Consider the following 12531-nt stretch of genomic DNA (forward strand, 5'->3'; position numbering starts at 1 on the left):
ATGCTATAGCGCTCCTCATCACGTCACCCACCCGGGACCCCGTCCCCATTCAAGCTCGAACGAGGCAGATACATGAACAAGATCAAGGTCGCCAATCCCGTCGCCGATCTCGACGGCGATGAAATGACTCGCATCATTTGGCAGCTCATCAAGGATAAGCTGATCCATCCGTATCTCGACCTCGATATCGACTATTACGACCTCTCGGTCGAAAACCGCGACGCCACCAATGACAAGGTCACCGTCGACGCCGCCAACGCCATCAAGAAGTACGGGGTCGGCATCAAGTGCGCGACGATCACGCCGGATGAAGCCCGCGTCAAGGAATTCAACCTCAAGGAAATGTGGAAGAGCCCGAACGGCACGATCCGCAACATCCTCGGCGGCGTCATCTTCCGCGAGCCGATCATCTGCCGCAACGTGCCGCGCCTCGTTCCCGGCTGGACGCAGCCGATCGTCGTCGGCCGCCATGCCTTCGGCGACCAGTACCGCGCCACCGATTTCAAATTCCCGGGCAAGGGCAAGCTGACGATCAAGTTCGTCGGCGAAGACGGCACCGTCATCGAGAAGGAAGTCTTCAACGCGCCGGGCGCCGGCGTTGCGATGGCCATGTACAACCTCGACGAATCGATCCGCGAATTCGCCCGCGCTTCGATGATGTACGGCCTGATGCGCAAGTGGCCGGTTTATCTCTCGACCAAGAACACCATCCTCAAGGCCTATGACGGACGCTTCAAGGACATCTTCGAGGAAGTCTTCGAGACCGAATTCAAGGATCAGTTCAAGGAAGCCGGTATCACCTACGAACACCGCCTGATCGACGACATGGTCGCCTCCGCGCTCAAGTGGTCCGGCGGCTACGTCTGGGCCTGCAAGAACTATGACGGCGACGTCCAGTCCGACACGGTTGCCCAGGGCTTCGGCTCGCTCGGCCTGATGACCTCGGTTCTCTTGACGCCTGACGGCAAGACGGTCGAAGCCGAAGCCGCCCACGGCACGGTGACGCGTCACTACCGCCAGCATCAGAAGGGCCAGGAAACCTCGACGAACTCGATCGCCTCGATCTTCGCCTGGACCCGCGGTCTCGCGCACCGCGCCAAGCTCGATGACAATGCCGAGCTCGCCCGCTTCGCCTCGACGCTCGAAAAGGTCTGCGTCGACACCGTCGAATCCGGCTTCATGACCAAGGACCTGGCGCTGCTGATCGGCCCCGATCAGCCGTGGCTTTCCACCACCGCCTTCCTCGACAAGATCGACCAGAACTTGCAGAAGGCCATGGCGTAAGCCTGTCCTTTCGATGTAGCATTGACGCGGCGGGGATTTCCCCGCCGTTTTCATTTTGGGAGAATGGAAAATGACGGCGATCGTGCGCCCGCTCGAACCTTCTGACCGTGCCGCCTGGGAGCCCTTATGGGCGGCCTACCAGCGTTTCTACGGGGTGGTCATCCCCGCCGAGACGACCGATCTTACCTGGGCTCGCTTCCACGATCCCGATGAAATGATGCATGCGCTCGGCGCCTTTGACGAAGACGGTCGCCTCGTCGGAACCGTGCATGCGATCTTCCATCGCTCCTGCTGGCTGCCGCAATGGACCTGCTATCTGCAGGATCTTTATGTTGAACGATCAACGCGGGCTCGGTACCGGCGCCGCACTGATCGAGGCTATCGCTGGACTGGCGCGGCAAAACGGCGCCGGCAGACTTTACTGGATGACGCACGAAAGCAATGCCGCCGCGCAGCGCCTCTATGACAGGATCGCGGAGCGCTCGGGTTTCATTCAGTACCGAAAAGCGCTTTAGGCCCGGGCTTGCACAAAGATCTCGCCGCACTATTGATTCCGGGGCGACAGCAACACAGAAAACAAGGGAATACGAGGACGCCATGACCGAAGAACTGGTATTCTATACGAACCCGATGTCACGCAGCCGCATCGCGCGCTGGATGCTGGAGGAGATCGGCCAGCCCTACCGCACCGAACTCCTGACCTTCGGCGACACCATGAAAGCGCCGGAATATCTCCGGGTCAATCCGATGGGCAAAGTGCCGGCAATCCGCCACGGAGACACCGTCGTCACCGAATGCGCGGCGATCTGCGCTTATCTTGCCGACACTTTTCCCGAAAGGGGCCTGTCGCCGAGGCCGGAGGAACGCGCCGCCTATTACCGCTGGATGTTTTTTGCCGCCGGCCCCCTTGAATCGGCGGTGACGATGAAAGCTCTCGGCTTCGAAATTCCCGCCGAACGCCTGCGCATGGCTGGCTGCGGCAGCTTCAGCGACGTTATGAACACGCTTGAAATGGCCGTCTCCGGCTCGACCTATGTCGCCGGCGAGCGCTTCACTGCCGCCGACGTCTATGTCGGCGCCCACATCGGCTGGGGCCTGAGCTTCGGCAGCATCGAGAAGCGCCAGGCCTTCATCGATTATTTCGGCCGCATCAGCGAGCGTGAGGCCTGCAAGCGCGCCAAGGCGCTGGACGACGAGGCCGGCAAGGCGATGCAGGCCGCCTAAGCGTAGTCGTAAGTGTCCTGGGTGCGCGGCAAATCCGCCGCGCCCCCGATCGACGCCTCAGACGAGCGGCATGTGAATATCCGTCAGAAGCTCGGTCGGCGACACCTCGCGCGGATTGTTGAGATATTCCTCGAACATGACCCTGTCCTTCAGCTGCCGGCCGGATTTCGGCAGCCATTCGGCAAAGAGCCACTGATAGGACCTCGACATGTTCGCATAGGGTCCCTTGTGACGCAGCACGGCATAATCACCGCCGTCGATCACGCGCCGCTCGAACGGCGCCTCGGCCGGCACTTCGGCAGCGCCCGTGACGCAGGCGATCGAGCGCAGCTTTTCCTCCGGCACGATGTCAGGATCATCGAGATAGATGCCGATCATCCGCATGTCAGGCCTGGCGAGGCCGCGGGCATAAAGCGTGCCGAACAGCGTCTCGAATGCCTTGTCGATGTGCATATAGGAACCGGTATGGGCAACGCCGATCAGCTCGATCGGACCGATCTCGCGTATGGTAACGTCCAACATGGCTTTAATCTTTCCGTTAGGTGAGGGTTCGAAGGCTGTGTGGCTTCCCTCTTTCCGGTAGCGGGCCGGTGGCATGCCGTAGACCGACTTAAAGATGCGGTTGAAGGATTGGAGATTGGGATAGCCTGATCGCTTCGCAATTTCACCGACGGCAAGATCCGTGCGGACGATCTCACCCGCCGCGTGATGCAGCCTGAGCCGCTTGACGGTCGCCGCCAGCGTCTCACCGTAAATTGCCCGGTAGATCCTGTGCCAGTGATAGCTCGACATGCAGGCGATCTCGGCGAGGCGCTCCATATCCAGTTCCTCATCGAGGTGCTCGTGAATATAGGCAGAAACCCGTCGCAGACGGTTTTCATAAAGTGCCCATGCCGTTTCGCCATTCATGTCAAACCTCGTGCAAATCGATCGGCCAAAGAGAACCATAAGCCGATTTGACAAATCCTGCTGATTTGGCCCGGGCCAGAATTGGAAAACGAAAAAGGCGGAAGCCGAGCCTCCGCCTTTCAATTTCTTCCCGTGAATCGGCAGATCAACCGGCGAGCGCCACGGCAACCGCCTCAATCGCCTCGTCTGCCTTGGCGCCATCCGGGCCGCCGGCCTGCGCCATGTCGGGACGGCCGCCGCCGCCCTTGCCGCCAAGCGCGGCGGAAGCCACGCGCACCAGATCGACAGCGCTGAAACGATCGACGAGGTCGGGCGTCACGGCGACGACGGCACTGGCCTTGCCATCCTCGGAAACGCCGATCAGCGTCACGACGCCAGAGCCGATACTGGTCTTGCCGTCATCGGCAAGCCCCTTCAGATCCTTGGGATCGACGCCTGATATCGACTTGCCGAGGAATTTGACGCCGGCGACTTCGCGCACGGCATCGCCCGAACCGCCCTGCCCGCCGCCCATGGCGAGCTTGCGCTTGGCGTCGGCAAGTTCCTTTTCGAGTTTGCGGCGCTCGTCCATCAGCGCTTCGACGCGCGACAGAACCTCCGACGGCTGAACCTTCAGCGAAGCGGCAAGCGTCTTCACGCGCTCATCCTGCTCGGCCAGATATTCCCGGGCGGACTCACCGGTCACCGCTTCGATACGGCGAACGCCCGCACCGACGGCACTGTCACCGAGAATACGCACGAGCCCGATCTGGCCGGTTGCCGACACGTGCGTGCCGCCGCAGAGTTCAGTCGAGTAAGGCTTGCCGCTCTTGGCTCCATGCAGACCGGTGCCCATGGAGACGACACGCACTTCGTCGCCATACTTCTCACCGAAGAGCGCCATCGCGCCTTCGGCGATCGCATCGTCGACGCTCATTAGGCGGGTCGTGACAGGCGCGTTCTGCAGCACGATCTCGTTGGCCATGTCCTCGACAATCTTCAGTTCCTCGGCCGACATCGGCTTCGGATGCGAAACGTCGAAACGCAGGCGCTCCGGCGCGACCAGCGACCCCTTCTGGGCAACATGGGTTCCGAGCACTTCGCGCAGCGCCTCATGCAGCAGATGGGTCGCCGAGTGGTTGGCGCGCAGGCGCGAACGGCGGGCATGATCGACCGTCAACGCGACGGCATCGCCGGCCTTGATCACGCCTTCGACCACAGTTCCGGAATGCACGAAGAGACCTTCGCCCTTCTTCTGCGTATCCGTAATCTCGATCTTGCCGTGGTCGGAGGAGATCACGCCGGTATCGCCCATCTGGCCGCCGGACTCGCCGTAGAACGGCGTCTGGTTGACCACGATCTGTACCTTCTCGCCGGCGTTAGCCTCGGCCGCGACCGCACCATCCCTGACGATCGCCTGGACGACGCCTTCGGCCGTCTCCGTGTCGTAACCCAGGAATTCGGTCGCGCCGTGCTTCTCCTTGAGCTCGAACCAGACGGTTTCGGTCGCCTTTTCGCCGGAGCCGGCCCAGTGCGAACGGGCCTCAGCCTTCTGGCGCTGCATCGCATCGGTGAAGCCGGAGATATCGACGCCGATTTCGCGGGCGCGCAGCGCATCCTGCGTCAGGTCGAGCGGGAAGCCGTAGGTGTCGTAAAGCTTGAAGGCCGTCTCGCCATCCAGCATGTCGCCCTTGGAAAGATCGGCGGTCGCGTCCGACAGAAGCGACAGGCCGCGTTCCAGCGTCTTGCGGAAGCGGTTTTCTTCGAGCTTCAGCGTTTCGGAGATCAGCGCTTCGGCGCGCACCAGCTCCGGATAGGCGCGGCCCATCTCCTGCACCAGCGTCGGCAGCAGCTTGTACATCAGCGGCTCCTTGGCGCCGAGAAGCTGGGCGTGACGCATGGCGCGGCGCATAATGCGGCGCAGCACGTAGCCGCGCCCTTCATTCGACGGCAGGACGCCGTCGGCGATCAAAAAGGCAGAGGAACGCAGATGGTCGGCGATGACGCGGTGGCTGGCACTGCCCTCGGCCTTGACGCCGACGGCATCTTCAATCGTGCCGGTCAGCGTGCGGAACAGGTCCGTGTCGAACACGCTCTGGACGCCCTGCAGAATGCAGGAAATGCGCTCCAGGCCCATGCCGGTATCGATCGACGGTCGCGGCAGCGGGTTGCGCACGCCAGGTTCGATCTGCTCGAACTGCATGAAAACGAGGTTCCAGAATTCCAGGAAGCGGTCGCCATCCTCTTCCGGCGAGCCGGGAGGGCCGCCCCAGACATTCTCGCCCTGGTCGATGAAGATTTCAGAACATGGGCCGCAGGGGCCGGTATCGCCCATCTGCCAGAAATTGTCGGAGGTCGGGATGCGGATGATCTTGTCGTCGGAAAAACCGGCGATCTTCTTCCACAGGGTCGCCGCTTCCTCGTCTTCGGAATAGACGGTCACCAGCAGGCGATGTTTCGGCAGGTCGAAACCTTCGGTCACGAGCTTCCAGGCAAGCTCGATCGCATTCTCCTTGAAATAGTCGCCAAAGGAGAAGTTGCCGAGCATCTCGAAGAAGGTCAGGTGACGCGCGGTATAGCCGACATTGTCGAGGTCGTTATGCTTGCCGCCGGCGCGCACGCACTTCTGCGAGGTTGTCGCCGTGGAATATGGACGCTTTTCCAGGCCGGTGAAGACGTTCTTGAACTGCACCATGCCGGCATTGGTGAACATCAGCGTCGGGTCGTTGCGCGGCACCAGCGGGCTCGAGGAAACGATCTCGTGGCCGTTCTTCTTGAAATAGTCGAGGAAGGTCGACCGGATATCGTTCACGCCGCTCATTCTATGCCCTTCAATGCTGCTCGAGGCAGGTAAATCTAAATCCATCGGCTTTTATCGTTCACCTCCGCCACTGTCCAGCCGACAAACAAAACCGGCCGCATTCTGATCAAAGAATGCAGCCGGCCTGGCTTTCAAATGGACTGGCAGACGAACCAAGCGCGAAAATTACATGTCGGCCGCGTCATCGCCGTCATTGGCATCCGGTCCGCCGTTCTGCAGGAAGCGGTCGGCGATGAGGCCGGCATTCTGGCGCAGTGACAGCTCGATCTCGCGGGCAAGATCCGGATTGTCGCGCAGGAAGGTCTTGGCGTTTTCGCGGCCCTGGCCGAGACGCTGGCTGTTATAGGAGAACCAGGCGCCCGATTTCTCGACGATGCCGGCTTTGACGCCGAGATCGACGAGCTCGCCGGTCTTCGATACGCCCTCGCCATACATGATGTCGAACTCGACCTGCTTGAAGGGAGGCGCCATCTTGTTCTTGACAACCTTGACGCGGGTCTGGTTGCCGATCACCTCTTCGCGCTCCTTGACCGCGCCGATGCGGCGGATATCGAGGCGCACGGAGGCATAGAATTTCAGCGCATTGCCGCCCGTCGTGGTTTCCGGTGAACCGAACATCACGCCGATCTTCATGCGGATCTGGTTGATGAAGATCACCATGCAGTTCGACTTGGAGATCGAGGCGGTGAGCTTGCGCAGCGCCTGGCTCATCAGGCGCGCCTGCAGGCCGGGAAGGCTGTCGCCCATCTCGCCTTCGATTTCGGCACGCGGCGTCAGTGCTGCGACCGAGTCGACGACCAGAACATCGACGGCGCCGGAGCGCACCAGCGTATCGGTGATTTCGAGCGCCTGTTCGCCGGTATCGGGCTGGGAGATCAGAAGGTTCTGCAGATCGACGCCAAGCTTGCGGGCATAGACCGGATCGAGAGCGTGTTCGGCGTCGACGAAGGCGCAGATGCCACCCTTCTTCTGCGCTTCTGCAATGGTCTGCAGCGCAAGCGTCGTCTTGCCAGAGCTTTCCGGCCCGTAAATTTCGACGATACGCCCCTTCGGCAGGCCGCCGATGCCCAGCGCGATATCGAGGCCAAGCGAGCCCGTCGAAACCGTCTCGATCTCGACAACGTTCTCGTTGGAGCCGAGTTTCATGATCGAGCCCTTGCCGAACGACCGCTCTATCTGTGAGAGTGCCGCTTCAAGCGCCTTGCTTTTGTCCACCGATTTGTCCTCTACCAGCCGCAATGAATTCTGAGACATCCGATCCACCTTTAGGTTATTGAAGCCGCTCAAGCAATGTCGAGTTTGTACCCTATTTGTTCCAGACCCGCAATAGGCGCTCAAACAATTGAAAGAAAAAGGTAAAACGGTCCGTGTTCTATATTTGTTTTATCGATGCAAAGCAATGGCTTAGGCCGGGCTTTCCGGCTTTGACGCAAAAGCCTGCGCGCTATCGATTCGCGCCTCCTGCATCGCGAGCGAGGCTGATATGAAAAGAAAGATTCTCGTTCTCGGCGGCGCTCATATCGACCGGCGCGGCCGCATCTCCGGCGAGACGGCGCCGGGCGCCAGCAATCCCGGCACATGGTTCGAGGAGCCCGGCGGCGGCGGCTTCAATGCCGCCCGAAACCTCGCACGCCTCGGCTTTCAAGTGACGATGATCTCGCCACGCGGCGGTGATCCCTTTGGCGAGATGGTCGGCGAAGCTGCCGATTTCGCCGGCATCGACGACCGGCCTTTTGTCTTCCTCGACCGCAAGACGCCGAGCTACACGGCTATCATCGAGAAGGACGGCAATCTGGTCATCGCCCTTGCCGACATGGAGCTTTATCGTTTTTTCGTGCCGCGCCGTCTCTCCATCCGCTGGGTGCGGGAAGCCTTCGCCGCCCATGATTTCATTCTTTTCGATGCCAACCTGCCTGAAGAGACGATCTCGGCGATCGTCGCAAAGGCAAATTCGCTCCAAAAGCCCGTCGCGGCAATCGCCATCTCGCCGGCCAAGGTCGTCAAGCTGAAACCCTGCATCGGGGATATCGACTACCTGTTCCTGAACGAGGCCGAAGCCGCCGCTCTCACAGGTGGACAGCCCGAGGATGCGGGCGACTGGCCGCCGCTTCTGGCTGAGATCGGCATCAGAAACGCCGTCGTCACTCGCGGCCGGCGCGAACTGGTTGCGATTTGTGACGGTCGTGCGGTGACGCTGCAGCCGCCGATCGCCGATACCGTCGCCGACGTCACCGGCGCCGGCGATTCCCTTGCCGCCGGCACGCTTGCGGCCTTGTTATCAGGCCTGCCCCTCGAGGAGGCCGTCCGCCACGGCACCGCCGCCGCGAGCCTCACCGTGCAGTCGCGGCACGCCGTCAACGAAAATCTGACGCCGGATCTCTTGAATGAGGCGCTTGCCCTTGTTCCCGCGGTCAGAATTCTGCATTGAAGCGACCAATTAAAAAGTTGAGCATGATGTCGTCGGAAAACCACTGACACTTTTCGGCATCATGCTCCGTCGATCACAGGACAAGACCATGAACAAGCCCATCTCCCCTCTTCTGCCGATCGCCTATTCGAAGGAAGTCGCGAGCGCCAAGCAGCGCGGCGCGCCGCTGGTTGCGCTGGAATCGACCATCATCACCCACGGCATGCCCTATCCGGGCAATATCGAAATGGCCCGCAGCGTTGAGGCGATCATCCGCGAACAGGGCGCGGTGCCGGCAACCGTCGCCGTCATCCACGGCACGCTGCATATCGGTCTTGAAGCGAGCGAGCTGGAACAGCTCGCCAAGGCGACCGAGGTGATGAAAGTATCGCGCGCCGATCTCGCCTTCTCGATTGCCGAGCGCCGCACCGGCGCCACCACGGTCGCGGCGACGATGATTGCAGCAGCACGCGCCGGCATCCGCGTCTTTGCAACGGGCGGCATCGGCGGTGTGCATCGCGGCGCCGAGGAAAGCTTCGACATTTCCGCCGACCTGGAGGAACTGGCGCGCACCGGCGTCATCGTCGTCTGCGCCGGCGCCAAGGCCATCCTCGACATTCCGAAGACGCTGGAGGTGCTGGAAACCCGCGGCGTGCCTGTTGTCACCTATGAGAGCGAGGAATTCCCCGCTTTCTGGTCGCGTTCCTCGGGCATCCCAAGCCCGCTGTCGCTGAACAGCCCGGCCGCCATCGCCAATTTCCAGACCGTACGCGATCAGCTCGGCATAGACGGCGGCATGCTCGTCGCCAACCCGGTGCCCGAGGCCGACGAAATCGCGCGCGAGGAGATGGAGATCTATATCGAACGGGCGCTTGATAGCGCCGAACGCGACGAAATCACCGGCAAGGCTGTGACACCTTATCTGCTTTCGACCATCTTCGATCTGACGGACGGCCAGAGCCTCAAGACCAATATCGCGCTGGTCGAGAATAATGCCCGGCTTGCGGCTGAGATCGCGGTGGCCCTGGGCGAGTGAGGATTACGGGCTGCCGGTTATGCCGTGCAGCCCCCTCTGTCAGGCATCCACTCACCCGTCCAGCGTTTCCTTGACGACAACGGCCAGCTGTTTCAGCGAGAACGGCTTCGGCAAAAATCCGAATTTCGATTCCGGCGGCAGGTTGCGGGCAAAGGCATCTTCGGCATAGCCCGACACGAAGATGAATTTCAGGTCGGGATAGGTCTTGCGCAGCTCGCCCAACAGCGTCGGGCCGTCCATTTCGGGCATGACGACGTCGGAAACGACGATGTCGACCTTGCCGTCAAGCTCTTCCATAATAGCGAGCGCCTCAACGCCCGAGCCCGCTTCGTGCACAGTATAGCCGCGCGTTTCCAGCATGCGCTTGCCGCCGCGGCGCACCGCTTCCTCATCCTCGACGAGAAGGATGACGGCCGATCCCGTCAGGTCCTCCGGCTGCTGCGCCGCCGGCGCCTCGGGCTGCACGGCAATGGCGTTGTCGATCGCACCCGCCTCGGCGGCAACCGCCGGCTCCGGAATGTGGCGCGGCAGGAAGACGCGGAAGGTCGTGCCCTTGCCGACTTCAGATTCCGGCTGGATGTAACCGCCCGACTGCTTGACGATGCCATAAACCATGGCAAGGCCGAGGCCGGTGCCCTTGCCGACGTCCTTGGTGGTGAAGAAGGGCTCGAAGATCTTGTCCATGATCTCGGGCGCAATGCCCGTGCCGTTATCGGCGACCTCAACCAGCACCATGTCCTCGGCCGGCATGTAGGAATAGTTGAAGGCGGCGACGTCGGCGGCGGTCAGATTGCGGGTGCGCAGCGTCAGTGTGCCGCCGTCGGGCATCGCATCGCGCGCATTGACGCAGAGATTGATCAGCACCTGCTCGAATTGCGAAAGGTCCGTTTTGACGGGCCACAGGTCGCGGCCATATTGCACATCGAGCTTGACGTTGGTGCCGGAGAGCAGCCGGTCGACCAGCATGCGCAGGTCGCCGACGACATCGGTAAGATTCAGCACCGAAGGCCGCATCGTCTGCTTGCGCGAGAAGGCGAGCAGCTGGCGCACCAGCACCGCGGCGCGGTTGGCGTTGCGCTTGATCTCCATCAGATCGGCGAAGCTCGCATCCGAGGGGCGCGCCTGCAGCAGCAGATGGTCGGAGGAAAGTAGGATTGCCGTCAGCACATTGTTGAAGTCGTGCGCGATGCCACCGGCAAGCGTTCCCACAGCATTCATCTTCTGCGTCTGCGCCATCTGCGCTTCCAGCGCCTTCTGCTCGGTCACCTCGACGGCATAGACGATCGCGGCTTCCTCGGGCGCCTCGTCGCTCTGGTCGATGACGGCGTTGACGTAGAAGCGGAAATAACGCGCCTCGTCGGTGGGCGTGCGGGTGTCGAGCGGCGCGATGTCGCCCTGCCGGTCTTTCGCCGCCGCCAGTGCCTCGGCCAGCTGCGGCCGGTCGCTCTCCTGCACGATGGTTTCAAGACTTGGCCGCTTTTCCAGATCGTCACGCGAGACGACGCCCGAAAACAGCTTCAGGAACGGCGCATTGGTGCGCAGGATGCGTCCGTCGCCGTCGACCGAGGCGATCGCCATCGGCGTGTTGTTGAAGAAGCGGGTGAAGCGCATCGCAGCGGCCGACGCGGAGTGGTCGCTTTCGTCGCTCTTTTCGCGCGCTAGCACGATCGTCCGGCTTTCGCCGGGTGCGCCGTCGCGCATCGAGGTAACGCTGTGAACGATCTGCACCGGCAGGCTCTGACCGTTGGTCTTGCGCAGGTCGAGATCGAGCGTCACGGTCTTTTTCAGGCCGGGTTCGGCCTGCACCGATTGGATCAGCGCCAGCCCTTCGCCTGCCACGACGTCGCCGATCGTCATCGAGCCCGGCACGAATTTGGTGAGGTCGAGGCCGAGCCACTCGGCAAGCGTCGCATTCAGGTAGAAGATTTCGCCCTTCCTGCCGGCCGAGAAGAAGCCGGCCGGCGCATGGTCGAGATAGTCGATCGCGTTCTGCAGCTCCTTGAAAAAGCGCTCCTGATCGTCGCGTTCGGCGGTGATGTCGGTGATCTGCCAGATCTGCAGCGGCTTGCCGCCATTGTCTTCCTGTTGCAGCAGCCGTGCCTTCAGCCGGTACCAATGCGCGCCGGAGCTGTTGCTGCCCGGCCCGACGGCGCGCAGCAGACGGAACTCCTCGCGGCCTTCCTTGCCCTCGCGCAGGCCGTTGACCAGCCTGTAGAGCGCCTCGTTGGATTCGCGGTGGCGAGACAGCAGCGTTTCCAGCGTCTGCACCTCGGTCGCCTTGCGTGCGCCGGTCAGCGCGCCATAGGCGGCATTGGCATAGATGATCCGGCCCTTTTCGTCGGTGATCAGCGTGCCGTCGGGGTGACTGTTGAGAAAAGCGCGCGCCAGGCTATCGGACTGGTGCTGCGGCATCACCTCGATGAAGCCGATGACAGAGGACACCAGGAAGAAGATGCCGACCATGGCGAGAACGCCGAGGCCGCCGAGCACGATCTCGTTATCAAGCGATCGCTTGAAGATAACGAAGCCGCCAGCGGCCGCGATCAGCACGAGCGCCAGCAGAAGAATGCGCAAAACCGTGCCGGAACGCCCTCCACGATCCACAAGCGGGGCGTTATAGTCGTCGGCCTGACGCGGTTTAGTCATGTATTCCTCACATAAACCCTTCCGTCTTCGTCCCTAACACGAGGACGAAGCAGGAATCAGGCACTCTTCCTTCTTAGCAATTTGCCACGCCGGCAAAAACAGCGGTAGCCGGCAAGACTGCTTGAATTCACAGGCAAGAGCGCCATCTCGCCCTGAAGTCCGCCTTATTTGCCGGTAAAAGCGCAAGGCCGGCAGGCGCGGCCCGGCACAACACGAAATCGCGTC

At 61.8% G+C, this 12531-nt stretch carries 8 protein-coding genes and 1 pseudogene; 5 read left to right on the plus strand and 4 right to left on the minus strand.

Features of this window, described 5'->3' with window-relative positions:
- Positions 1–72 precede the first annotated feature (72 nt).
- The 3 genes and pseudogenes from EFQ99_RS12550 to EFQ99_RS12560 all read left to right on the plus strand — a co-directional run bounded on the left by EFQ99_RS12550 (position 73) and on the right by EFQ99_RS12560 (position 2508).
- Positions 73–1284: an NADP-dependent isocitrate dehydrogenase gene (locus EFQ99_RS12550; RefSeq protein WP_125845763.1), complete on the plus strand. Its 1212-nt coding sequence runs from the start codon at positions 73–75 to the stop codon at positions 1282–1284.
- 70 nt (positions 1285–1354) lie between these two features.
- A pseudogene (locus EFQ99_RS12555) lies at positions 1355–1799 on the plus strand (N-acetyltransferase family protein).
- Positions 1800–1881: 82 nt separating this feature from the next.
- Entirely contained in the window at positions 1882–2508 is a 627-nt protein-coding gene (locus EFQ99_RS12560; protein ID WP_126921348.1) for a glutathione S-transferase family protein, read from the plus strand.
- Between the two features lie 57 nt (positions 2509–2565).
- Here EFQ99_RS12560 and EFQ99_RS12565 read toward each other — a convergent pair whose 3' ends face one another.
- From EFQ99_RS12565 to recA, 3 genes are all read right to left on the minus strand, one after another.
- On the minus strand, positions 2566–3417 hold the full coding sequence (locus tag EFQ99_RS12565) for an AraC family transcriptional regulator (protein ID WP_126921349.1): 852 nt from the start codon (positions 3415–3417) through the stop codon (positions 2566–2568).
- Between the two features lie 145 nt (positions 3418–3562).
- A complete protein-coding gene (gene alaS, locus EFQ99_RS12570; protein WP_126921350.1) occupies positions 3563–6217 on the minus strand; it encodes an alanine--tRNA ligase in 2655 nt (884 codons plus the stop codon).
- A 165-nt stretch (positions 6218–6382) separates the two neighbouring features.
- The gene (gene recA / locus EFQ99_RS12575; protein ID WP_126921351.1) at positions 6383–7471 is read right to left on the minus strand and encodes a recombinase RecA; all 1089 of its coding nucleotides are present in this window, start codon (positions 7469–7471) and stop codon (positions 6383–6385) included.
- 229 nt (positions 7472–7700) lie between these two features.
- Between recA and EFQ99_RS12580 the strand changes: the two genes are divergently transcribed.
- Together EFQ99_RS12580 and EFQ99_RS12585 are read left to right on the plus strand one after the other, a co-directional pair.
- Positions 7701–8645 carry a carbohydrate kinase family protein gene (locus EFQ99_RS12580; protein WP_126921352.1) on the plus strand — a complete coding sequence of 315 codons (945 nt, stop codon included), beginning with the start codon at positions 7701–7703 and terminating at the stop codon, positions 8643–8645.
- A gap of 88 nt (positions 8646–8733) precedes the next feature.
- Positions 8734–9660, plus strand: a complete 927-nt coding sequence (locus tag EFQ99_RS12585; RefSeq protein ID WP_126921353.1) for a pseudouridine-5'-phosphate glycosidase — start codon at positions 8734–8736, stop codon at positions 9658–9660.
- 51 nt (positions 9661–9711) lie between these two features.
- On the opposite strand, the gene cckA is transcribed toward EFQ99_RS12585, so the two are convergent.
- Positions 9712–12306, minus strand: coding sequence for a cell cycle histidine kinase CckA (cckA, locus tag EFQ99_RS12590; RefSeq protein ID WP_126921354.1), 2595 nt, complete (start codon positions 12304–12306; stop codon positions 9712–9714).
- Between the last annotated feature and the right edge of the window lie 225 nt (positions 12307–12531).

It is taken from the genome of Rhizobium vallis, from assembly GCF_003985155.1.
Classification (GTDB): Bacteria; Pseudomonadota; Alphaproteobacteria; order Rhizobiales; family Rhizobiaceae; genus Rhizobium; species Rhizobium vallis.